This window comes from Pseudomonas fluorescens (assembly GCF_030344995.1).
Taxonomy (GTDB): Bacteria; Pseudomonadota; Gammaproteobacteria; order Pseudomonadales; family Pseudomonadaceae; genus Aquipseudomonas; species Aquipseudomonas fluorescens_BF.
The window spans coordinates 3575476-3598273 of record NZ_CP128260.1 but is presented as its reverse complement, the minus strand read 5'-3'; the positions used below and the strand labels follow the sequence as shown (position 1 = coordinate 3598273).

Genomic DNA, 22798 nt, shown 5'->3' with positions numbered 1-22798 from the left:
TAAAGCGCCACTATTTTTCTTCGCTGGCATGTACCGTCGACGTACAAGGCAAGCACCTCGAATCACGGACGATTATGCAAAACGATACCGTTCAGCCATCCCCCGGACAGATCAAGTTCGCAGAGGATCTGGCCAAAAAGGCCGGCATCCCTGTCCCCGCCGACGTGCGCAGCGATAAGAAAAAGTGCAGTGCATTCATCTCGCGGCATAAAGATACAGCTGCAAGCGCCGCAAAACTTTCTGAGGAAGGCGTGAGCGCCACTCCGTCTGACGCTCAGCGCGCCTACATCAATAAAATCGCCAAGGCCCTGCCCGAACTGGTAACGCCCGAGGTCCTGGCGGTTGCCTTGAGTGATCTGGCTGGCTGCAACGCATTCATCGGGAAGTTTGGGGATCAGTTCAAGCAACATTGTGCCGCGCAGAAGCAGGAGCAGGCCGCCAAGGCTGAGCTTAACGCAAGGCGGAAGCTGGAATACCTGATCAGGGGTCTTGAGTGCATTACCCCGCAATTGCGCCAGAGTGTGGCTGCCGCAGCCAGCTGGGAAGAAAAGCAAGAAGTCGTTGAAACGTATAAAAAGGCCGGTAAAAGTGGCTTTACCCGGCTTGATGCCTCGAAGCTTGCGTCCATCAACCACAAGCTGGTTGGCTATTGGCTTGAAGGGCTCAAAAGCACGGCTTTCGATGCGATGGGCAAGTTGGAAAACCTGCTGGGTGACAAGCCCCGACGCCCATTCAGTCTGGAGATGATCGCAACGCGATTGCTGACGGAACCTTGCGAGGGCTTGTCGTTCGATGCGCCATCGGCCCCGGTGCGCCATCTGGTGCTCAAACTCGAAAAAAACGTTGCGGGCAAGCTGAGTTCCACAGTGTTGAGTGTTTTGCCGTTACAAGCCATTGCGCTCGCTGGCTCCGAATCCGGCTGTTGTGGATGGGCACTTTCAAAAGAGCGTGTCCCGCTGTTCAATCGCGACCTTCTGGGGGAAACAGCCCGCCTGCCGGGTCTGTTGTTCGATGACGTTGAAGCCTACGACCAGTGGGCGCTCGGGCAGATGTCGATCAAAAGCACAGGCACTGACGAGGTCGCCCCCGAGCAGTCGCTGAAAGAAGCGCTGAAGTTGTGGGATGAGGCGTTTTCCAGGCTTTCAAGGGCACAAGGCTTGAGTGGCTGGATTGAGCGTTTTCGCCTGACTCAGGCCAACTTTCCGGCATTGAAATACTACAAGCCGGTTTTCACGCTGGTGAATGGCGGTGCCGTCAAAGGTGCAACCCAGCATGTCTGTAATGCCTATGAGCAACTGCTGGCCGACGAATCGCTGATGGGCCGCAGCGAGCTCAATTTGTTCAAGCGACTGTCACAGATCGACAAACCCGGCAATGAGCGGACTTACGATCCTTTCCATGAGCAGTATGGCGCTGATCATCTGCTGGCCTATTTCGGCCATATGGACTCGCTCAAGAACGGCAAGCGAGAGGCTTACGCCCTGGATCCCGCACAGCGCGACGCGTTGATTGCGTTGAGGCACACCGATGACGGTCAGTTGCTGGCGGTCAATGGTCCCCCGGGAACGGGGAAGACCAGCCTGTTGCGAGGTGTGATTGCCAGCGCCTGGGTCGAGCCACTGTTATCGGAGGTCGACGATCCGGCCTGCCCCATGATCCTTGCCTGCGCGGCGACCAATCAGGCGGTGACCAACGTCATTTCCAGCTTTCAGGAAGCGCCGGGACCGGCACTGTTCGACAGCGCCGGTAACCTGCTGGAAGACGCCGTGACCGGACTCGACAGTCGCTGGTTACCCCATCTGAACTCCTATGGCTGGTTTGCCCCGCCCAGTGACAACCAGGAAAGACGGCGTGATTACGGGAACTACCAGTGGGTGTTGCGCAGTTCCCATCGCGACCCCTGGACATATGACGGTTGCGTCAAACCTTTCGGGAGTGTCAGTGCACAGAAGCTTGAATCGGGTTTCCTGAGGTGCGCGCGCGAATATTTCGGGCAGTCGTTTAGCCTGGAGGAGGCGGTCGGCAAGCTTCGCGGGCAGGTTCAGACCGGTCATGCCGCCATTGTCGATCTGTATCGGTCCTTGTCTAAATGGCTGGCCCTGCTGGCCGACCTCGAGCAGGTTGCCCCCTGGACTCCGGGCCAGGAACTCGCGCGTCGACAATTACAGCAACAGAAGAGGGATCGCACTGCCGATCACGGTTTGCGCAGCCGTCTGCAGTCAGAAATCGAAAGCATCAACACCCGGCTCGCGAGGCTGGCGCCGTTCATCGACTTTGATCGGCTGAGCGATGGCTACGCAGGCTTGCTGGATCAATTGCCAGACGACGATGTCTTGAACGCACAGGGAGCGTTTGCCCACACCCGGCAGACGCTGGCACTGGCAGGCAAGGTCGGCGCGACGATCAAGAAACAGCATGAATACAGCGTCCTCCAGTGGATCGGGGAAAAACTGGCGGCGGTTTTTACCCCGGGAGCTCAGGAGCGCGATCTGGCGAAACTGGCCGAAGCGTTGAGGGCTTGCGGAGTTGTCGTGCCTGCGCACAGGCAAGGCTACGAGGAATACGCCGGTTTGCTGGCCGATCGTATTGAGGTCTTGCAAAACCGCTTGCAGGATCAGGCGGCGCAAGGGCTGGCGATGTACATGAGCCGTTGCGGCGTCCATCTGACAATGGACCCGGACGGACGCCGTCAATGGCCGGCTCTGGTGGAGGCTCATCGTTCCCGTTTAACGCTGGCCCGGACAGCGTGCATGATCCGCCTGGACAAGCTCGAGCAGCGTCACGCTGAAGAAGAGGCGCAATTGCTTGAGCTGGATCAGCATTGGCGCACCTATGAATCCGCTCAGGAGCAACTGGCTCTGTCGCGGGTGTCGGTCGAACAGTCGTTGCAGCGCCTTGGGCTGGATCCGTCGCATCCAGCGTTGCTGACAGACCGTCTGGAGATGCTCCAGAAATGCTGCCATGCCGGTCAGGCACCTTCGGCGGATTTCTTTAAAAATCTGGCGGCACTGCTCAAGCAGCTCCAGGACTGGCTGGATGTGAATGTGCGCACTGCGTTGTTCCATGGAGCCGCGCGGTATTGGGAAGGCCGCTACATTCTGTCGCGGCATCTGCGCACAGCCAACCTGAAAAAGGACGAAACATGGGTTGCGTCCAATGCAGCGCAACTGCGTGAACTGGCGATGCTTGCCCCGGTGTTTGTCGTGACAGCGTATTCCGCACCGAAACTGATGCGCTGTGACGTGAAGGACCTGAATGTCGATTCGCAGCTGTACCTGTTCGGGATGGCGGATCTGTTGATCGTTGACGAAGCGGGACAGGGCACGCCGGACATCGGTGCCAGTGCCTTCATGTTCGCCCGCAAGGCCATCGTGGTGGGGGATGTTGCGCAACTGGAGCCCGTATGGGCGATGGAGAAGGCCAGCTATACCAGTCTGGTGCAGCGTTTCGAACTGGCCTCCCATGTCACTGGCGCGGAACTGACACCCTACCGGGCGCTGGAGCCCAGTGGAGCTTTGCTTGCCAGCGGCAGCGTGATGCGCATGGCGCAGAAAGTCTCACAGTGGTTCAACCCGGCCTTCGTCCATGCGCCGGGATTGACGCTGACCAACCATTATCGATGCCTTGAACCCATCATCACGATCTGCAATGACATGGTCTACGCGGGTGACCTTGCGGTGGCGACGCGCGCTCCGGCGACGCTGTGGCGCCCTGAACTGCAAAGGCTCGGCTTTCTGGTGACTGAGGAAGTGAAGGAGACGAAGCACCCAAGCGGATCGCGGCGCAATGAAAAAGAGGCGCAGTGCATCGCGCAGTGGGTTCATGAAAACGAGGCGAGCCTTGTTCGGCATTACGGCAAGCCGCTGAGCGATCTGGTGGCCATCATGACGCCGTTCAAGGGGCAGATCCCGGTGCTTCAGAGGGCACTGGCCGAGCGTTATGGCGTCCAGCACGACATGGATAACAAAGACGCGCTGCACAACCGGATGGTGATCGACACCGTACATTCGTTGCAAGGCGCGGAAAAACACATCGTGATCTTTGCCATGGTCGATACACATGACCCGGATGCGCAGCACTTTTATGACAAGGGCGCAAACCTGATCAATGTGGCGGTTTCCCGTGCGAAGGAAATGTTCATCGTAGCGTTGTCCCAGAACGCTCTGGATTATGGCCGCAGTCTTAGCGCCGAGACCTTGAGCAAACCCAGCGATTATTTATGGCATGCGCTAGCCACTGGTGGCTCGCGACTGAACCAGCGTCATCTGGTGCTGGTCGAGTCGCCGCACAAACGCAGTGTTGTACATGCCGCTCTGGGCGACAGTATCGAATGGGAGATTCAAGCCACCGGAGGCCATATTTCGCAGCTTCAGGCCCCGGAGAAGTGGGACGCCAGGCAAGCTTCGAAGCCTGTGTGGGGACCTTTGAACGACGCGGGGCTGAGGGTGTTCGACCGTGTTGCAAGGTTGTGGTCTGATCTGGACACGGTTTACCTGGCAACGGATGCGGATGCGGAAGGCGAATTGATTGCCTGGCATTGCCTCAGGGTGCTTCAGGAGCGCCTGGCCCGTGCAGACCTGGGCGCCGGCGGCAGTGGCCCGCACATCAAGCGGGTGCGCTTCAACAATCTCGAGCCGGCGACCCTGCGTGATGCCTTTGACCAGCCTGCACAGGGGCTCGATGCGGGGCTGGTCAAAAGCGCGCTGGCAAGAAATCTGCTCGACCACCTGCTGAGCACACAATACCCGGCCAGGATCGGTCGCAGCAGGCCGAACGTGCCCGCCAAGGGCATTGGTCGAGTGCAGTTGGGTCTATTGGACCTTGTCCAGCAGGCCGCGAAGGAACCGGCTCGGTATATGGTGCAGGTGGAAATTCCCCTGAAAGGTGATCAAGTACTGAAAACCTTTGCCTGCCCTGTTTCGAAGCAGCCTGCCGTGATCTGGGAAACCGAGGATCCGGCATCCGCCGACAAAGCATTGAAGGCCATCGAGAAAACACTGCGGGGGCACTCCGGTGACATCTCGATGCAGCTATCAACCGGACCTTTGCAACAGCTCGATACCTACCCGGCGCTCAACACAGCCCGAATGCTGGCATTGGGTTGGCGTGCAAGGCGACTTTGGCCGGAGCGCGTCATGGAGGCGCTGCAAGCGCTTTATGAAGGGCAATCCGAAATTTCCCAAAAGCTGCCGGATACAACGGGATCGACGCTGCACGAATCGGAGAGCATTCAATGACTTCGCACGCTTTATCGGCTCATCCGATGCTGGAGCCCCTTGACTACGAACTGACGCCAGACCGTGCAGCTTCAATGCTCAAAGGCGACTTGCTATACGTCTACCAATTGCTATGGAAAAGCGCAGTCGCCACTGCGATGGATGGGCCGGCCCTGCGCGAGCAATTGCTTGAAATCCGTCTTCATCCTGCTGCAACGCTGCCAGAAAGTGCTTCGGGACTGGTGTTGCAATCGATTCAGGAAGACTGCGTCGACCCCGGCTGGCGAACGTTGTTGCCCGATGAAGGCGCGCTCGGGAAAAACCCGCTCAGCCCTTTCGTTTACCCCTTCCCGGACAATCTGGATGAGAGTCTTCGGGCATTGCCTGCGGGCCAGAGAGGGCAGAATGGTACGAGGGTGCACGATGGTCAGGCCTGTCTGGGTTTGAGATCGTTGTTGCCCGAGGTCAAAGAATGGCGGGCGAGCAAGGTCAATCTGACGCCGGGCCTGAGTGTGGATCAATTGCTGGAGCAAATGGCCGACCAATCCGTAGGGCGACCTTCGACATTCGCCAGTACATTTCATCGCGCACTCGATAATCAGTTGATCGAACTCAAGGATGGCTGTCTGGAGGTCGGTTTGCTGGGGCGGGACATACTCGACGATATCGCGCTTCACCCGCAGATCGACGCTTTGGGCGCGTCCTATAGCCAGTCACTGGATGCTGCACTCAAGTCCGTGGAGCAGGATCAGACGCAAGCCGGTCGTGTACTCGATGAGTTCAGCCAGCGAGCGCTGGGGCAAAGCACGGGACTGGCTCAATGGCTCGATGGGTTGGTCATTGAAGGCGAAAGCCTGAACCAGGCGTTGGCTCGGGCCGAATCGCGTCTGCCGAGCGCCAATAGCTGGGAGGGGACAAGCCTGCCCGCCGGGCTTGCACCGCAACTGTTGACTCGCCGTCCGGCGGAGGCCGTGGTGTTGCGTGAAGAAATCGATGGTTTGTTCTTCCATGCCGATCCCCAGCGCTGGAAGCGTTTCAGCGCTCGCGAGCGCGCTGCCTGCAGGGTTGCCATTCTCACATTGAGTGATACTCGCTCCAAAGCGCAATGGCTGGCACTGGTTGGTCGTGACATTGCCTGGCGTTACTGGGTAGACCTTGGGCCGGAAGAGTCACTGCTCAATGATGAAGATCTCGGTGAAGCCCTCCAGCATGTCCAGACATTGCCGGTCGAAATACGCATGAGCCTGCCAAGCAAGGCTGAAACCGCCGAATCGTTCATCTGAGGCCGCCGAGAATCCAATGACAAGCCTGATTACTTATCCGCGCACGGCGGCTGAACTGAAAGCGGTCATCGCTCAAGGCTATGACGAAGTCATGAAGCTGATGCGCGATAACAAGCTGCGAGTCAACCTCAAGCGTTTTCTGCAAGTGTTGTTCAAGACACGCAGACATGACGATCAGACGCTGGAAATGTTCAATCAAAAACTGTTGGACTGGCAAGAGAAGCGAAGACAGGCCGGCGAGCCTGATGCCACTCTGGTCTACCACCATTCCGGTGTGCGTCTGCTGACCGGCTTTACTTTCGAGAATTTCAGGTTCGAAAAAAAGCTCGACCGCAATCAATACGACTATGAGCGTGACAAGCAGTATCCCAAGGTCAAGCGCCAGTGGCTCAAGGACATTGCGGTCAGCCATGCCCAGGTCTTGCGTAATGCCGGGTTTCCCCAGGCGGTGATCGACAAGATGGCGCGCGACGGCCTCAACCCTGTCGTCGCGGGCAAGACCTATCAGGTGCACCATCGCAAGCCACTCGATGATAGCGGCGATAACAACACGGATAACTTCATCCTGATTCGCGATGATGTGGAGCATCGTGCGGTGCATGGCCATTACAATCCTGCGGAACTGAGCATTGACCGGCTCAAACCAGGCGAATGGGTAATGGTTGCGTTGCCGACGCCGCCGATGGATTCGATTGTCTACCCCAACCCGGCCATGAACTACGACTCGGAACGCGTGGCGAATGTCGATCTGCTGAGTATTTACGATGACCATTGAATCGTGGGTCGATCATATGACGGCCGATCTGCTGCCGAGCGAAGTGCCGGCCATTCCTCAACCCTGTTCCGAGAAAACTATCGAGGGGGCAGAGGCCGCTTTCAAACAGGCTTTCGGCATGGCGTTTCCCGAAGCTTACAAGCGGGTTCTACGAAGGGCGAACGGCGTTTTGCATAACGGTCTGATCATTTGGCCTGCCGCAACAGAGCCTCTGTTTCAGGAAACCTTGCTGGAAGCGAACAATGATTTGCGCGAAACCTTCAGCGCAGACTTCATCTATTTCGGGCAACTTGATGAAGAACTCTATGTCCTTGAGCTGGCCAGTCAGACCTGGTGCGCCATTGAGTTTGTTGGCAAGCCGATATGGAAACGCTTCAGGGACTCGTTGGAAATGTTCGAGTTCATGCTCGAGCGAGCGAACAATGCATAAACACCAGCAAGCCAACATCGTGATGTGGACTTGCCGGGGAAATGCGGACCAGCTGCAGGGGTATCTCAGTTCAGACCGAGCTTGCCACGCAACGTCGACAGGTCTTCAGCCAGGGTATTGACCGGCCCGACCAGCGCCTTGCGGTCGTTGTCCTTCACCTTGTCGTAAGTCTCGAAACCACCGTCCTTGGTCTTGTACTTGGCCAGGATCTTGTCCACGGTGGCGAAGTTCTTGTCGACTTTGGCGACGAAGGCCTTGTCCTGTTTCTCGATCTGCGGACGGAACAGGTCGACGATTTTCTTCGCGCCGTCGATGTTGCCCTGGAAGTCATAGAGGTCGGTGTGGCTGTAACGGTCTTCCTCACCGGAGATTTTGGTCGCGGCGACTTCTTCGAGCAGCGCAGCGGCGCCGCCGACGACTTTTTCCGGCGGGAAGGTCAGACCGGCGACGCGGGTCTGCAGGTCCTTCACGTCCTTGTTCAGGCCATCGGCCAGGGCGTCGAGATCCTTGGTGCTCTTTTCCGAGAACAGCGAGTATTCGATGCGGTGGAAACCGGTGAAGTCTTCGGCTTTCACGCCTTGCTCGTGGTCGTCGACGCGGGAGTCGATGGAGGCATCAAGGTCACTGAACAGTTCGGCGATCGGCTCGATCGACTCGTAGTAAACGCGGGTCGGCGCGTAGAGCTTTTGCGCGGTGGCCAGGTCGCCTTTTTTCACCGCGTCGGTGAACTGCTGGGTGTGGCTGGCCAGCTCATCCAGTTGTTCGGTGACGTAGATCTTGTAGTCCGACACCGGCCCCACCAGATCCAGTGGCGCAGTCGCGGCGAACGCCGACAGCGGGGTGTTGAGCAAACCAAGGGTCAGCAATAACGCGAGTGGCGTCTTTTTCATGGGGCGGCTCCTGATGTGACTGTTGTTCTGAGGTTGTTATGCGTTGGTTTTGGGTTGTGTGGCAGCCAGCAGCGAGCGACCGATGAAATCCTTGTCGCCCGTGACACCCGGCAGGGTGAAGAAGTAACCGCCGCCGACCGGCTTGAGGTATTCCTCCAGCGGCTCGCCGTTGAGGCGGGTCTGCACGGTGATGAAGCCTTTTTCCAGGTCGGCCTGGTAACAGATGAACAGCAGGCCCATGTCGAGCTGGCCGTTCTTGTTCACGCCGTTGGAATAGTTGAAGGGCCGGCGCAGGATCAGGTTGGCCTGGCTCGCTGTGGTGCGCGGGTTGGCCAGGCGGATGTGCGCGTCGAGCTTGGTCAGCTTGCCTTCCGGGTCCTTGCTGTAATCCGGGACTTCGGTTTCATGGCTGGCGCCCATCGGCGCGCCGGTGGTTTTCACCCGGCCGATGATGCTTTCCTGTTCCTGCAACGGCGTGCGGTCCCAGCGTTCGACGAAGTTGCGGATGATCCGCACCGCCTGATAACTGCCGTGGGCCGCCCAGGCCGGTTCGTCGCTGCCCGGTTGCACCCAGACGATGCGATCCATGGCTTTGCCGTCGTTGGAGTCCGGGTTGGCCGAACCGTCGCGGAAGCCCAGAAAGTTACGCGCCGATTGCGCCGGTACACCCGGTTTGGCCGGGGCTTGCGGCGGCACGCTGCCTTCCTGCTTCCAGCGCACCAGCAGCAGGTCCGGCAGGTTCTTCACGATGTCGCGCAGGGCGTGGATGTTGGTGTCGGCGGTGTTGGAGCAGAACTGCAGGCTCAGGTCGCCGTGGCAGCAATCGGCTTCCAGCGCGTCGTTGGGGAAACCGACCATGCGGATCAGGCGCTTGGGTTTGGCAGCGGCCAGACCGAAGCGCTCGTCGAACAGTGATTCGCCCACCGACACGGTGATGGTCAGGTTGTCCGGCGTCACCACCGGGCCGAGGATGCCGGAATCCGGCGGCGGCAATTTCGGATCGATCTGCGCCACCGGGCCGCCTTTCATCAGGAACGCGATGCGTTCGTTGAGGGTGCGGAACAGGCGCTCCAGGTCTTCACGGTCGCCGGCCAGCACATCGAACGAGACCAGCATGCCGGCTGCCGGGCGCGGGGTGACGATGCCGCTCTGATGCACGCCGTAAAAGTCGTGGTGATCCTGGGTCTTGTCGCTGCTCGGCGCCTCGGTGACTTGCGCAGGGGAGGCGGCCATCGCCGGGCAGCTCAGGGCCGTGCCGGCCAGTGCAACACCGGCGGCGCCCATCCCCATCAGTACGCGGCGACGTTGCAGGTTGAAGTGTTCGGAATCGTTCATCGGTATTCGTCTTCTGCTTACAGGCCGGAGAGGCCGAGGGCGGGATCAATGGCGTCGAGGGCATCGGCCAGGGCCTTGGCCTTGTCGGCGATCTGCTTGCGTTGCTCACCGTTGACGGTGTCGTAGCTGGCGTAGCCGTCCTTGACCTTGAGGCTGTTCAGCGTGGTATCGAAATCAGTCAACGCGCCGTCGATTTTCGGCAGCAGGTCGGCGGCGGATTTGCTCAGCAGCGGGCGCAGCAGTTCGACGACTTTGTGCGCGGTTTCCTGATTGGCCGCGAAGCCGTTGAGATCGCTGTGGCTGTAGCGTTCCTCTTCGCCGCTGGCGGCGCGCACGTCGGCGAGGGTGTTGAGGTTGCGCACGACGATTTCCACCAGTTGCTCCGGCGGCAGCGACTGGGCCAGCAGCTGTTGTTTCAACGTGGTGACGTTGTCGAGCAAGCCTTGGGCGACGGGTGCCAGGCCATCGAGTTTGCGTTGCTGGAACAGCGCGTATTCGAGGCGGTGGAAGCCGACGAAGGCCGGATCCTGCTCGCGTTTCTCGAAGTAATCGGCGCGGGCATTGATGCTGTTGTCCATCTCGGCCAAGCGTTGAGCGGCCGGAGCCAGACGCTGGTACGCGGCGCGGGCCGGCAAATACAACGCCTGAGCCTGGGCCAGATCGCCGCTGTCGATGGCTTGATTCAGCGCCGTCACGGCTTTGATCAGCGCGCTGCCCTGGCTCGCCAGGTAGACGCGGAACTCCGACAGCGGCCCGACAAAGGCGACCATCGACGGCTTGGCCTTGGCGGCAGCATCCGAAGCGGCGGTTGGTGTCACGTGCAGGGTGCCGCGCGGGTTGCTCAGCAGGCCGCAGGTGATGGCGTAGTCGCCGGGTTGCAGGTTGGCGTTGATCACCTGGCTCAGGCCCGGCGCGATATTCTCGCGCTCTTCGATCACCAGCACGCCATCGAGGATTTCCCATTCCACCGCCCGGTCGGAGCGGTTGACGATGCGGAAACTGGCGCGGCCGGCCGGAACGGTAAGGGCATTCGGTTCGCAACTGTGCGGATGGATGTTCACCACCACTTCGTCACGGTTGTGCTGACGTTTGGCGGCGGCCATTTTCGAGGCGTAGTAGAACAGACCACCGGCGGCGATCATCACGACCACCGAACCGGCCACCGCCCAGCGCAAGGCGCGGGGAGGGGAGTTCTGAGGAATATCAGGCTTTGACATGAAGGCCCTTATTGGCTGGAAACGGAAGACGATTGGGCAGCAGGTTTGGGCGCCGGCATGAAAAACATCACCAGCGCCACCAGCAGATAAATCAGGTACGCGCCGAGGGTGCTGACGGTCGGGGCATCCTGATAACCGAACATGCCGGCCAGCACCGAGCCCAGCGGGCCGTCCATCGGCAGCGTCGCGCTGAAGTCGAAAAGCACGGTTTGCAGGTGATTCCAGACGCCGGCTTCATGCAGCGCCTGCACCGAATTGGAGAGAATCCCGGCGGCGACCACGAGGATGAACAGCCCGGTCCAGCGGAAGAACGCCGAGAGATTCAGGCGCATGCTGCCGCTGTAGATCAGGAAGCCGACGACGATGGCCAGGATCAGGCCGAGCAGGGCGCCGATCGGTGCGGCCGGGCCTTCGCTCTGCTGGAACACGGCGAGCAGGAAGAACACGGTTTCCAGTCCTTCCCGAGCCACGGCGAAGAACACCATGGCGATCAGCGCGATGACCTGATGTTTCGACGCAGTCAGCGCATGATCGAGCGAGGCTTGCAGCGAATGTTTGATCGAACGCGCCACCTTGCGCATCCAGAACACCATCGAGCTGAGAATGCCCACCGCCACCAGCCCGACCACGCCTTCGAACAGTTCCTGCTGTTTTTGCGGGAATTCGGCGCTGACCAGTTCCAGGCCACCGCCGACCAGCAACGCCAGCGCGGCGGCGAGAAACACCCCGATCCACACCGCCGGCATCCACTGGCCACGGCCGGTCTGTTGCAGGTAGCTGGCGATGATGCCAACGATCAGCGCGGCTTCGATGCCTTCGCGCAACATGATCAAAAAGGGAACGAGCATTCGACGATCACTGTGTAACGGAATGAGGTTACAAGTTGTAACATAATGAAAGTCATTCTCACATGGCATCCATTGACATTTACCTGAACCGGAGCTGAACGAGTCTGAACATCCACGTCGCCCAGCCAGCTGCGCTAAGATGCCCGCCACTCGAACAACAACAGGATTGCCTGCGTTCCATGTCGGAAAAAGACACCATCGCCATTCAACTGGTGCGTGAAGCACTGCTGCAAAGTTGTGCCCCGGGCGTGGCCACGGAAGAAGTCTTGAGCAAGGTCGGGATTGATCCGGCGTTGCTGTCCACCGATGACGCTCGCGTGCCGGCCAGCCAGTACGCGCGGTTGTGGCGCCTGCTGGCCCGGCGCGGTGATGACGAGTTCTTTGGCATGGACCCGCGCAAGCTGAAATCCGGCAGCCTGGAGTTTCTTTGCCGCAGCGCTATGGCCCAGCCGAACCTGGCCGCAGGGTTGAGCGCCGGGTTGAACTTCCTGTCGCTGATGCTCGAACGCATGCCGGCGCAATTGGTGCATCAGCAGAGCCTGGCGGAGATTGTCCTGCTCGAAGACGACCCTGAACCGCGCCGCGCCTTCACCTATTTCACCTACTGGATGATTGTCCACGGCGTGGCGTGCTGGTTGGCGGGGCGGCGGATTCCGATCCTCGCCATCGAGCTGCGCTGCCCGGTACCGGATTTCTGTGATGACTATCGGGTGATGTTCTCGGAAAACCTGCGCTTTGACCGGCCGCGCACGCGGATGATCTTCGCCGCTGACGTGCTGGATCTGCCGATCAAGCGCAGTGCCGAGGAATTGAAGCGCTTCCTCGCCCATGCCCCGGCCAACATTCTGGTGAAGTACCGCGACCCGGAAAGCCTTGCGAGCCGGATAAAGCAGGATCTGCGGCAGTTGCCCGCCGAACACTGGCCGGAAACCGATGCGTTGGCCCAACAGTTGTGTATGTCGGCTTCGACCCTGCGTCGGCGTCTGGCTGAAGAAGGGCAGACCTATCAGGGCCTGAAGGACAGCGTGCGCAAGGAGCTGGCGATCACCTGGCTGGCGGAGCCTTCGATCAGTTTTGCCGAGATCGCCACGCGGCTGGGGTTTGCCGATGCGAGCTCGTTCTACAAGGCGTTTCGCAAGTGGTCGGGGACCAATCCTGGGCATTACCGCACGCTTATTCTGAACGAAGCAGACTGATCCAATTATTGTGGTGTCTGCGCCGGCCTCTTCGCGGGCAAGTCGAATCGTCGCGATGGCGGCCTGTCACGCGCTACATAACGCAAACCTTGGCCAAACCAGTCATCCATCTTGATGGCTTTGACCATTGCCCCGCACCCCGCATGGCGCGAGTATTCCTCTGTTGTTTACGGTTCCCCAACCTAATAAGAACAGAGGGATTCTGGCAATGCGCGATTACTTGTCTGCCACCGCACAGTTTGATTATCAGCACACCGTGGACGCCGCGCTCAGCGGCACGCTCGAGGCGCTCAACGCCTGCGTCGAATGTTGTGACCGCCACGCGCTGCCTGGGCGCATCGCGCTGTTCTGGGAAGGCCGCGATGGCGCCAGTGCGACGTACACCTTCAGCGACCTGCAGGACAAAGCCGCGCGTTTCGCCAATTTCCTGCTCGCCCAGGGTGTGCAGAAGGGCGACAAGGTCGCCGGCCTGCTGCCGCGCAATATCGAATTGCTGATCACCGTGTTCGCCACCTGGCGCATCGGCGCGGTGTATCAACCGCTGTTCACCGCGTTTGGCCCGAAAGCCCTCGAACATCGCCTCAACAGCTCCGGCGCCAAAGTCGTGGTGACTGACGCCGCCAACCGGCCAAAACTCAGCGAAGTCGCCGACTGCCCGACGCTGGTCACCGTCGGCGGCCCGAAAGGCCAGGGCATCGTCCGGGGCGATTTCAGTTTCTGGGCCGAGTTGCCCAACCATTCCAGTGTCTGCGAACCGGTGATGCTGACCGGCGAAGACCCGTTCCTGCTGATGTTCACCTCGGGCACCACCGGCCCGTCGAAGGCGCTGTCGGTGCCGCTCAAGGCTGTCGTCGCGTTCCAGAGCTACACCCGCGATGCCGTGGATCTGCGCCCGGAAGATGCGTTCTGGAACGTCGCCGATCCGGGCTGGGCCTACGGCATCTATTTCGGCGTGACCGGCCCGTTGTCGATGGGCCATCCGATCACGTTCTACGATGGCCCGTTCACCCTCGAAAGCACCTGCCGGGTGATCAACAAGTACGGCATCACCAACCTCACCGGTTCGCCCACGGCGTATCGCCTGCTGATTGCCGGCGGCGATGAATTCGCCAAGTCGATCAAGGGCAAGCTGCGCATCGTCAGCAGCGCCGGCGAGCCGTTGAATCCGGAAGTGATCCGCTGGTTCGCCGACAACCTCGGCGTGGTCATTCACGACCACTACGGCCAGACCGAACTGGGCATGGTGCTGTGCAACCACCACGGCCTCGAACATCCGATCCACCTCGGCGCTGCCGGTTTCGCTTCGCCGGGTCATCGCATCGTTGTGCTCGACGATCAGTACAACGAACTCGGCGTCGGCCAGCCCGGCATCCTCGCCATCGACCGCAAGCAATCGCCGATGTGCTGGTTCGCCGGTTACGAAGGTGCGCCGACCAAGGCATTCGTCGGCGATTATTACCTGAGCGGCGACACCGTCGAGTGGAACCCGGACGGCAGCATCAGCTTTGTCGGCCGCAGCGATGACGTGATCACCACTTCCGGCTACCGGGTCGGCCCGTTCGACGTGGAAAGCGCACTGATCGAACACCCGGCCGTGGTCGAAGCCGCCGTGGTCGGCAAACCCGATCCGGAGCGCACCGAACTGGTCAAAGCTTTCGTCGTGCTCAACCCGCAATACCGCGCCGAGCCGGCGCTGGCCGAAGAACTGCGCCAACACGTGCGCAAGCGTCTGGCCGCGCATTCGTATCCTCGTGAAATCGAATTTGTCAGCGAATTGCCGAAAACCCCGAGCGGCAAATTGCAGCGCTTTATCTTGCGCAACCAGGAAATCGCCAAGGCTCAAGAGGCCGCGGCGAACAACGTTTCAGCTTGAATCCAAGGAAACAGTCATGCAGATCGAGAACAAGGTTTTTATCGTCACCGGCGGCGCGTCCGGCCTGGGTGCCGCTACCGCTGAGTTGCTGGTGAACGCCGGCGCCAAAGTGATGCTGGTGGACATGAACGCCGAAGCCGTTGCCGCCCAGGCCCAACGCCTCGGCGCGCAGAGCGTATTGGCCGATATCAGCAACGAAGCCGCCGCCGAAGCCGCCGTGCAGGCAACGGTAAAAGCTTTCGGCAGCCTGAATGGTCTGGTGAACTGCGCCGGTATCGTTCGCGGCGAGAAGATCCTCGGCAAAAACGGTCCGCACGCCTTGTCCAGTTTCGCGCAGGTGATCAACGTCAACCTGATCGGCAGCTTCAACATGCTGCGCCTCGCAGCGGCGGCGATTGCCGAAAGCGAAGCCAACGCTGACGGCGAACGTGGCGTGATCATCAACACCGCGTCGGTTGCGGCGTTCGACGGTCAGATTGGCCAGGCCGCGTATTCCGCCTCCAAAGGCGCGATCGCCAGCCTGACCCTGCCTGCCGCCCGCGAACTGGCGCGCTTCGGCATCCGCGTGATGACCATCGCCCCGGGCATTTTCGAAACGCCGATGATGGCCGGCATGACCCCGGAAGTGCGCGACTCGCTGGCCGCCGGCGTACCGTTCCCGCCGCGTCTGGGCAAGCCTGCCGAGTATGCTGCGCTGGTGCGGCATATCATTGAAAACAGCATGCTCAACGGCGAGGTTATCCGTCTCGACGGTGCCTTGCGCATGGCCGCCAAGTAAGGAGGATTTCCCATGACCATCTCCAACGATCCGATTGTCATCGTCAGCGCCGTCCGCACCCCGATGGGTGGCTTCCAAGGCGAATTGAAAAGCCTGACCGCGCCGCAACTGGGTGCCGCTGCTATCAAGGCTGCGGTCGAGCGCGCCGGTGTTGCTACCGATGCGGTCGATGAAGTGCTGTTCGGCTGCGTACTGCCGGCCGGTCTCGGCCAGGCGCCTGCGCGTCAGGCTGCGCTGGGCGCCGGGCTGGATAAATCCACCCGCTGCACCACCGTCAACAAGATGTGCGGCTCGGGCATGGAAACCACGATTCTGGCCCATGACATGTTGCTGGCCGGCAGCGCCGATGTAGTGATCGCCGGCGGCATGGAAAGCATGTCCAACGCGCCGTATCTGCTGGATCGCGCCCGTGCCGGTTACCGCATGGGCCACGGCCGGGTGCTGGATTCGATGTTCCTCGACGGCCTCGAAGACGCCTACGACAAGGGCCGCCTGATGGGCACCTTCGCCGAGGATTGCGCTGAAACCAACGACTTCAGCCGCGAGGCTCAGGATGCTTTCGCCATCGCCTCGACCACCCGCGCCCAGCAGGCAATCAAGGACGGCAGCTTCAAGGCCGAGATCGTTCCGCTGACCGTGACCGTCGGCAAGGAACAGGTTGTGATCAGCAACGACGAGCAACCACCAAAAGCCAAACTGGACAAGATCGCTTCGCTGAAACCGGCGTTCCGCGAGGGCGGCACCGTGACCGCGGCCAACTCCAGTTCGATCTCCGACGGCGCCGCCGCACTGGTGCTGATGCGCCAGTCGCAAGCGCAGAAACAGGGGCTGAAACCACTGGCGGTGATTCACGGCCACGCAGCTTTCGCTGACACCCCGGGCCTGTTCCCGGTGGCACCGATTGGCGCGATCAAGAAGTTGATGAAGAAAACCGGCTGGTCGCTGGATCAGGTCGATCTGTTCGAGGTCAACGAAGCCTTCGCCGTGGTCGGCATGGCGGCGATGACCCACCTGGAAATTCCTCACGACAAGCTCAACATCCACGGCGGCGCCTGCGCCCTCGGCCACCCGATCGGTGCCTCAGGCGCGCGGATTCTGGTGACCTTGCTCTCGGCCCTGCGCCAGAAAGGCCTGAAACGCGGCGTCGCGGCGATCTGCATCGGCGGCGGCGAAGCCACGGCGATGGCTGTCGAGTGCGTCTGAACCCGAGTTAAGGATTTGCCATGATTCCCAATGACGACCAACAACAAATCCGCGACATGGCCCGGCAGTTTGCCGAGGAACGGCTGAAACCGTTCGCCGCCGAGTGGGATCGCGAGCACCGATTCCCGAAAGAAGCCATCGGCGAAATGGCCGGGCTGGGCTTCTTCGGCATGCTGGTGCCGGAGCAGTGGGGCGGTTGCGACACCGGTTACCTGGCCTACGCCATGGCCCTGGAAGAAATCGCCGCCGGCGACGGCGCCTGCTCGACCATCATGAGCGTGCACAACTCGGTGGGTTGCGTGCCGATCCTCAAGTTCGGCAACGACGATCAGCGCGAGCGCTTCCTCAAGCCGCTGGCCAGCGGCGAGATGCTTGGCGCTTTCGCGTTGACCGAACCGCAGGCCGGTTCCGACGCCAGCAGTCTCAAAACCCGCGCACGCCTTGAAGGCGATCACTACGTGCTCAACGGCTGCAAACAGTTCATCACCTCCGGGCAGAACGCCGGGATCGTGATCGTGTTTGCCGTCACCGACCCGAGTGCCGGCAAGCGCGGGATCAGCGCCTTCATCGTGCCGACCGACTCGCCGGGCTACAAAGTCGCCCGCATCGAGGACAAACTCGGCCAGCACGCCTCGGACACCTGTCAGATTCTGTTCGAAGACGTGAAAGTGCCGGTGGCCAACCGATTGGGCGAGGAGGGCGAGGGCTACAAGATCGCCTTGGCCAACCTCGAAGGCGGCCGTGTCGGCATCGCTTCGCAATCGGTGGGCATGGCCCGCGCCGCGTTCGAAGCGGCCCGTGATTACGCCCGTGAACGTGACACCTTCGGCAAGCCGATCATCGAGCATCAGGCGGTGGCGTTCCGTCTGGCGGACATGGCGACCCAGATCGCCGTGGCGCGGCAGATGGTGCATTACGCCGCCGCCCTGCGCGACAGCGGTCAGCCGGCCCTGGTCGAAGCGTCGATGGCCAAACTGTTCGCCTCGGAAATGGCCGAGAAGGTCTGTTCGATGGCATTGCAAACCCTCGGCGGTTACGGTTACCTCAACGACTTCCCGCTGGAGCGCATCTACCGCGACGTGCGGGTCTGCCAGATCTACGAAGGCACCAGCGACATTCAGCGCATGGTCATTTCGCGCAATCTTTGAGAAGGAATCTGCACATGAGTTACGAAACGATTTTGCTGGAAACCCATGGCCGCGTCGGCCTGATCACCCTCAATCGCCCGCAGGCGCTGAATGCCCTCAACGCGCAACTGGTCAGCGAAGTGAACCGCGCACTGGATGGTTTTGAAGCCGACGCGAACATCGGCTGCATCGTCATCACCGGCTCGACCAAAGCCTTTGCCGCCGGCGCCGACATCAAGGAAATGGCCGATCTGACCTACCCGCAGATCTACATGGACGACCTGTTCAGCGACAGCGACCGCGTGGCCAACCGCCGCAAGCCGATCATCGCGGCGGTCAACGGTTTTGCCCTTGGCGGTGGCTGTGAACTGGCGCTGATGTGCGACTTCATCCTGGCCGGCGACAACGCCAAATTCGGCCAGCCGGAAATCAACCTCGGCGTGCTCCCAGGCATGGGCGGCACCCAGCGCCTGACCCGCGCCGTGGGCAAGGCCAAGGCCATGGAAATGTGCCTGAGCGGCCGTTTGATCGACGCGGTGGAAGCCGAACGTTGCGGCATCGTCGCGCGGATCGTGCCGAGTGCCGAGCTGCTGGATGAAGCGCTGAAAGTGGCGGCGGTGATCGCCAGCAAATCGCTGCCGATTGCGATGATGGTCAAGGAAAGCGTCAACCGCGCGTTCGAAGTGAACCTGACTGAAGGCGTGCGCTTCGAGCGCCGGGTGTTCCATGCGGCGTTTGCGACGCAGGATCAGAAGGAAGGGATGGCGGCGTTTGTGGCCAAGCGGCCGCCGGAGTTCCAAGGCAAGTAATGCGGCGCCCTCAAGAGCCCCCTCATCGGAACGCCGCCCGCCTAACCCTCTCCCGGAGGGAGAGGGGACTGACCGGGTTGTTTTCGGGAGTTGCACCGACCTTAGCTACCGAGTTGAACTCTGGCTTGAATAGCGCGGGATTGGTGTCTTCGTTTGGCAATTCCATAATCGACCGGGTTGTTTCAGGTCGATGTCAGACCTGAGACACCTCGGTCGGCTCCCTCTCCCTCCGGGAGAGGGCTGGGCGGGCGGCGTTCCGATGAGGGAAAGGGGCCGACACGGTTACAACTGATAGTCCTTCAACTCCCGAGCAATCACCATCCGCTGTATCTCGCTCGATCCCTCATAAATCTGGGTAATCCGCGCATCCCGGTAGTACTTCTCCACCGGATAATCCTCCAGATACCCATACCCGCCATGAATCTGAATCGCTGACGAACACACCTTTTCAGCCATTTCCGAAGCAAACAGCTTGGCCTGCGAAGCCTCCGACAGACACGGTTTACCCGCAGTCCTCAGTCGCGCCGCATGCAGGATCATCAAGCGCGCCGCGTTGATCTGCATCTGCATGTCTGCCAGCAGGTTGGCGATGCTCTGGTGTTCGACGATCGCTTTGCCGAACTGCACTCGATCACGGGCGTAACCCAGCGCTGCCTCGAACGCCGCACGGGCGATGCCCAATGCTTGCGCCGCAATGCCAATGCGCCCGCCTTCCAGGTTGGAAAGGGCAATCGCCAGGCCCTTACCGCGTTCACCCAGCAGATTCGCTTCAGGAATGCTGCAATTGTTCAGCGTCACCGCGCAGGTATCGGAGGCGCGAATGCCCATCTTGTGTTCGGTGCGGTCGACGATGAAACCCGGCGTATCGGTCGGCACCAGAAACGCCGAGATCCCACGCTTGCCGAGATCCGGATCGGTGACGGCAAACACGATCGCCAGTTTCGCCCGCTTGCCGTTGCTGACAAATTGCTTGGCGCCGTTGATCACCCATTGCCCGTCGCGCAGTTCGGCGCGGGTGCGCAGGTTGTGCGCTTCGGAGCCGGCCTGGGGTTCGGTCAGGCAGAAGCAGCCGATCACCGCGCCGCTGGCCAGGTCCGCCAGCCAGGTCTGTTTCTGTTCTTCGCTGCCATAGTTGAGCACCGGCCCGCAGCCCACCGAGTTGTGGATGCTCATGAACGCGCCGGTGGCGCCGTCACCGGCGGAAATTTCTTCCACCGCCAGCGCATAAGCCACGTAGTCGACGTAAGTGCCGCCCCATTCCTCCGGTACTACCATGCCCAGCAGGCCGAGTTCGCCCATCTTCGCCACCAGACCGTCATCGATCCAGCCGGCCTTTTCCCAGCCCTGGGCGTGAGGCGCGATTTCGCCACGGGCAAAGTCCCGGGCCATGTCGCGGATCATTACCTGGTCTTCAGTCAATTCGAGATCGTGCATGGCTCAGCTCCCGCTCTCTTCGAAACCGTGGAAGAAACTCGCGATGTGCTCGGCGTGCAGCGCAGCAAGGGTCGGCGGGTTCCAGCGCGGTGATTTGTCTTTGTCGATCAGCAGGGCGCGCACGCCTTCGATCAGGTCGCCGCGTTCGAACCACTGGCGATCCAGATGCAGTTCGAGGGCGAAACAGTGTTCCAGGCTCAGGTGCCGGCCGCAACGGAGCATTTCCAGGGTCACGCCCATGGCCAGCGGCGAGCGGGTTTCCAGCAGGTCGGCGGTGGTGGTCGCCCATTCGTGGCTGTCGGCGACAGTCACGGCGCGCAGTTGCTCGACGATGCTCGGCACGTCAGGCAAGGCGAAGAAGTGGTCGATGGCCGGGCGCAAGGCTTCAAGCGGCGCATCCGGCAGGGTTTGCACGGCGTGGCGGGCCAGCAGGTTTTGCAGGTCTTTGAGCGGCGTGTCGTGCCACTCCAGGTGATCGAGCTGTTCGTCGAGGATGCCGAGTTTGCCGCTTTCCAGATACCAGTCGGCCAGGCCGCAATACAGCGCATCCGCTGCACGAATCTGAACGCCGCTGACACCCAGGTAAATCCCCAGCTCGCCGGGAATGCGCGGCAGGAAATAACTGCCGCCGACATCCGGGAAGTAACCGATGGCCACTTCCGGCATCGCCAGACGACTCTTCTCGGTGACCACCCGCAGATCGGCGCCTTGCACCAGACCCATGCCGCCGCCGAGAACGAAACCGTCCATCAGCGCCAGCACCGGTTTGCGGTAGTGGTGGATCGTCAGGTCGAGGGCGTATTCCTCGACGAAGAAATCTTCGTGCAGCGTGTCGCCGCTTTTATGGCTGTCGTACAGGGATCGAATGTCGCCACCGGCACAGAAGGCTTTCTCGCCGGCACCGCGCAGCACGACCGCGTGGATATCGGCATCAGCGGCCCAGGCGTCCAGGTGTTGCCGGAGCTGGCGCACCATGTCGAGGGTCAGGGCATTGAGGCCGGCGGGGCGGTTGAGGGTCAGATGACCGATGTGATTGCGAACCTCGGCCAGCACTTCGTGTGGCGTGGCATCCATGGACGAAGTCCGCGGGGATGAAGCCTGAGCAGTCATCACTAACTCCCTGCTTTTATTGTCTTTATTCGAGAAGCTCGCGCGCGAGCGTTACTGGATCGTAACAGTGCAAATTTGCCGTGTACAACGCGAATAACTGCAGGAGGGATTTGCATTTTTGCATGGCATTGATGCGTGTTGGCAGACGCCTGCGGGCACACGCAGCCTTTGCATGGGTTAGTGGTATTCAGCGGTTGTGCTACACCCTACTGAGCGGTGTTAACAGGATGTTCGTCCATTACCAGAGGAAGAAAAATGTTTCCGGGAATCGGATTGTTGCAACTAAGGAGTGGTATGGCCCGTGCGGGCAGGCAATTTTCTACTACCCCCACCGTGCAAAAGCACACACGCAAAATTCTGTCTTTTAATCAAGACGCTCCAATATTCAGTGGCAGCCTTGCAACGCTCTTGCCGCAGCATGCGAGTATGCGGGCCAGTCATTTCTTCAGGTTTTGTGTCAATGTCCAAATGGGTTGTGATGTGCTCGAAAGGCTTTTGCCCGCGTTTGACCTGACGCCCTCGCAAGCGATCGAGTTCGATCGTGCCACTCATCAGGCCGGAGTCGGCCATAGGGTCAAGGGCGCACCTGCGTTCAACAAAACCTCGGACGACATAGGGCAAGAATTGGCGACCGGTGTTTCCCACATGGACGCAGCACATTTCAATAACCTGGGACTCAAGCCAGACTTTCTGAAGCCGTTCAATACCCTCATCAAAAACTCGAATGGAGATTTGAAAACGACTCTTCAAACGCTGCAGTCTTATTGCGTGGTTTATTGCTCGGATACGCGTCTTTTGCCACAGCGGGTCAATCTGAAGTCGGAGAAAATCCTTGACGACGTTCACCGTGAGGTGGCACGAAATATTTTCAGCAACCCGGATTTGATCAGCCACCCGCTGATTTCAGAATTCCTGATCAATTACTACATCAATTACGCGAACACCAGGATCGACGGCAGTTTCACTGCCGACGAAAAGAAAACACCTATGACCCCAGACTGCGCAATGACGATGTTATACAAACCTGGTTATTCGGACGTGAAAGCAAATTTGTACGACCAACTGTGGCCTGGCGTGGCGTTCATGATCGATGAAATTAACCAGGGCCTGCCGCCGGGTATCGAAAAGCTCGAATACGACGATTACATCGGCCCAGGTTCCACAGCAGGTAAACCACGATCACCCGAAATCCAGGCAATGATCGATAGCTTTCGGGACACACAAAACCCCGGGGAAGGTGATCAACGCATGTAGATGAGGGCCTTCAGTGAACC

The 22798-nt window shown here is 60.3% G+C and carries 17 protein-coding genes; 11 read left to right on the top strand and 6 right to left on the bottom strand.

Going from position 1 to position 22798, the window contains the following annotated elements:
* Nucleotides 1–74 precede the first annotated feature (74 nt).
* The 4 genes from QR290_RS15955 to QR290_RS15940 are packed head-to-tail and all read left to right on the top strand — an operon-like array spanning nt 75 to nt 7704.
* The gene (locus QR290_RS15955) at nt 75–5237 is read left to right on the top strand and encodes an AAA domain-containing protein (protein ID WP_289203052.1); all 5163 of its coding nucleotides are present in this window, start codon (nt 75–77) and stop codon (nt 5235–5237) included.
* Nucleotides 5234–6499: a hypothetical protein gene (locus QR290_RS15950; RefSeq protein WP_289203051.1), complete on the top strand. Its 1266-nt coding sequence runs from the start codon at nt 5234–5236 to the stop codon at nt 6497–6499. The genes QR290_RS15955 and QR290_RS15950 overlap by 4 nt, the downstream gene beginning before the upstream one ends.
* Before the next feature lie 16 nt (nt 6500–6515).
* On the top strand, nt 6516–7274 hold the full coding sequence (locus QR290_RS15945) for a hypothetical protein (RefSeq protein WP_289203050.1): 759 nt from the start codon (nt 6516–6518) through the stop codon (nt 7272–7274).
* The gene (locus tag QR290_RS15940) at nt 7264–7704 is read left to right on the top strand and encodes an SMI1/KNR4 family protein (RefSeq protein WP_289203049.1); all 441 of its coding nucleotides are present in this window, start codon (nt 7264–7266) and stop codon (nt 7702–7704) included. The genes QR290_RS15945 and QR290_RS15940 overlap by 11 nt, the downstream gene beginning before the upstream one ends.
* A 65-nt stretch (nt 7705–7769) precedes the next feature.
* Here the strand turns inward: QR290_RS15940 and efeO (QR290_RS15935) are convergent, their stop codons facing one another.
* Genes efeO (QR290_RS15935) through efeU form a run of 4 tightly spaced genes read right to left on the bottom strand, consistent with a single transcriptional unit; the run spans nt 7770 to nt 11994 of the window.
* Entirely contained in the window at nt 7770–8594 is an 825-nt protein-coding gene (gene efeO, locus QR290_RS15935) for an iron uptake system protein EfeO (protein WP_085687128.1), read from the bottom strand.
* A gap of 36 nt (nt 8595–8630) precedes the next feature.
* Entirely contained in the window at nt 8631–9929 is a 1299-nt protein-coding gene (gene efeB, locus QR290_RS15930) for an iron uptake transporter deferrochelatase/peroxidase subunit (protein ID WP_289203048.1), read from the bottom strand.
* A 17-nt stretch (nt 9930–9946) separates the two neighbouring features.
* Nucleotides 9947–11146, bottom strand: coding sequence for an iron uptake system protein EfeO (gene efeO / locus QR290_RS15925; protein WP_289203047.1), 1200 nt, complete (start codon nt 11144–11146; stop codon nt 9947–9949).
* An 8-nt stretch (nt 11147–11154) separates the two neighbouring features.
* Nucleotides 11155–11994 carry an iron uptake transporter permease EfeU gene (efeU, locus tag QR290_RS15920; RefSeq protein WP_115078036.1) on the bottom strand — a complete coding sequence of 280 codons (840 nt, stop codon included), beginning with the start codon at nt 11992–11994 and terminating at the stop codon, nt 11155–11157.
* Nucleotides 11995–12173: 179 nt separating this feature from the next.
* On the opposite strand from efeU, the gene QR290_RS15915 reads away from it, so the two are divergent.
* The 6 genes from QR290_RS15915 to QR290_RS15890 all read left to right on the top strand — a co-directional run bounded on the left by QR290_RS15915 (nt 12174) and on the right by QR290_RS15890 (nt 18980).
* Complete coding sequence (locus QR290_RS15915) at nt 12174–13190, top strand: AraC family transcriptional regulator (RefSeq protein ID WP_289203046.1); 1017 nt, start codon at nt 12174–12176, stop codon at nt 13188–13190.
* A 208-nt stretch (nt 13191–13398) separates the two neighbouring features.
* Complete coding sequence (locus tag QR290_RS15910; RefSeq protein ID WP_289203045.1) at nt 13399–15063, top strand: AMP-binding protein; 1665 nt, start codon at nt 13399–13401, stop codon at nt 15061–15063.
* A 16-nt stretch (nt 15064–15079) separates the two neighbouring features.
* A complete protein-coding gene (locus QR290_RS15905) occupies nt 15080–15841 on the top strand; it encodes an SDR family NAD(P)-dependent oxidoreductase (RefSeq protein WP_289203044.1) in 762 nt (253 codons plus the stop codon).
* A 12-nt stretch (nt 15842–15853) separates the two neighbouring features.
* Nucleotides 15854–17044: an acetyl-CoA C-acyltransferase gene (locus QR290_RS15900; RefSeq protein ID WP_115078032.1), complete on the top strand. Its 1191-nt coding sequence runs from the start codon at nt 15854–15856 to the stop codon at nt 17042–17044.
* Nucleotides 17045–17064: 20 nt separating this feature from the next.
* A complete protein-coding gene (locus QR290_RS15895; protein WP_007951274.1) occupies nt 17065–18192 on the top strand; it encodes an acyl-CoA dehydrogenase in 1128 nt (375 codons plus the stop codon).
* Nucleotides 18193–18206: 14 nt separating this feature from the next.
* Nucleotides 18207–18980: an enoyl-CoA hydratase gene (locus QR290_RS15890; protein ID WP_007951275.1), complete on the top strand. Its 774-nt coding sequence runs from the start codon at nt 18207–18209 to the stop codon at nt 18978–18980.
* 282 nt (nt 18981–19262) lie between these two features.
* On the opposite strand, the gene QR290_RS15885 is transcribed toward QR290_RS15890, so the two are convergent.
* Nucleotides 19263–20414, bottom strand: a complete 1152-nt coding sequence (locus QR290_RS15885) for an acyl-CoA dehydrogenase family protein (RefSeq protein ID WP_289203043.1) — start codon at nt 20412–20414, stop codon at nt 19263–19265.
* Between the two features lie 3 nt (nt 20415–20417).
* Complete coding sequence (locus tag QR290_RS15880) at nt 20418–21524, bottom strand: enoyl-CoA hydratase/isomerase family protein (RefSeq protein WP_289203042.1); 1107 nt, start codon at nt 21522–21524, stop codon at nt 20418–20420.
* 294 nt (nt 21525–21818) lie between these two features.
* Here QR290_RS15880 and QR290_RS15875 point away from each other — a divergent pair, with 294 nt between their 5' ends.
* Nucleotides 21819–22778: a hypothetical protein gene (locus QR290_RS15875; protein ID WP_115078028.1), complete on the top strand. Its 960-nt coding sequence runs from the start codon at nt 21819–21821 to the stop codon at nt 22776–22778.
* Nucleotides 22779–22798 lie beyond the last annotated feature (20 nt).

Excerpts from the sequence above, each read along its gene's own strand:
- QR290_RS15900 (WP_115078032.1), top strand. The coding sequence starts at position 15,854 with ATGACCATCTCCAACGATCCGATTGTCATCGTCAGCGCCGTCCGCACC.
- QR290_RS15915 (WP_289203046.1), top strand. The coding sequence starts at position 12,174 with ATGTCGGAAAAAGACACCATCGCCATTCAACTGGTGCGTGAAGCACTG.
- QR290_RS15880 (WP_289203042.1), bottom strand. The coding sequence starts at position 21,524 with ATGACTGCTCAGGCTTCATCCCCGCGGACTTCGTCCATGGATGCCACG.
- efeO (WP_289203047.1), bottom strand. The coding sequence starts at position 11,146 with ATGTCAAAGCCTGATATTCCTCAGAACTCCCCTCCCCGCGCCTTGCGC.
- QR290_RS15955 (WP_289203052.1), top strand. The coding sequence starts at position 75 with ATGCAAAACGATACCGTTCAGCCATCCCCCGGACAGATCAAGTTCGCA.
- QR290_RS15875 (WP_115078028.1), top strand. The coding sequence starts at position 21,819 with ATGGCCCGTGCGGGCAGGCAATTTTCTACTACCCCCACCGTGCAAAAG.
- QR290_RS15895 (WP_007951274.1), top strand. The coding sequence starts at position 17,065 with ATGATTCCCAATGACGACCAACAACAAATCCGCGACATGGCCCGGCAG.
- QR290_RS15950 (WP_289203051.1), top strand. The coding sequence starts at position 5,234 with ATGACTTCGCACGCTTTATCGGCTCATCCGATGCTGGAGCCCCTTGAC.
- QR290_RS15940 (WP_289203049.1), top strand. The coding sequence starts at position 7,264 with ATGACCATTGAATCGTGGGTCGATCATATGACGGCCGATCTGCTGCCG.
- QR290_RS15905 (WP_289203044.1), top strand. The coding sequence starts at position 15,080 with ATGCAGATCGAGAACAAGGTTTTTATCGTCACCGGCGGCGCGTCCGGC.
- QR290_RS15890 (WP_007951275.1), top strand. The coding sequence starts at position 18,207 with ATGAGTTACGAAACGATTTTGCTGGAAACCCATGGCCGCGTCGGCCTG.
- efeB (WP_289203048.1), bottom strand. The coding sequence starts at position 9,929 with ATGAACGATTCCGAACACTTCAACCTGCAACGTCGCCGCGTACTGATG.
- QR290_RS15910 (WP_289203045.1), top strand. The coding sequence starts at position 13,399 with ATGCGCGATTACTTGTCTGCCACCGCACAGTTTGATTATCAGCACACC.
- efeO (WP_085687128.1), bottom strand. The coding sequence starts at position 8,594 with ATGAAAAAGACGCCACTCGCGTTATTGCTGACCCTTGGTTTGCTCAAC.
- efeU (WP_115078036.1), bottom strand. The coding sequence starts at position 11,994 with ATGCTCGTTCCCTTTTTGATCATGTTGCGCGAAGGCATCGAAGCCGCG.
- QR290_RS15885 (WP_289203043.1), bottom strand. The coding sequence starts at position 20,414 with ATGCACGATCTCGAATTGACTGAAGACCAGGTAATGATCCGCGACATG.
- QR290_RS15945 (WP_289203050.1), top strand. The coding sequence starts at position 6,516 with ATGACAAGCCTGATTACTTATCCGCGCACGGCGGCTGAACTGAAAGCG.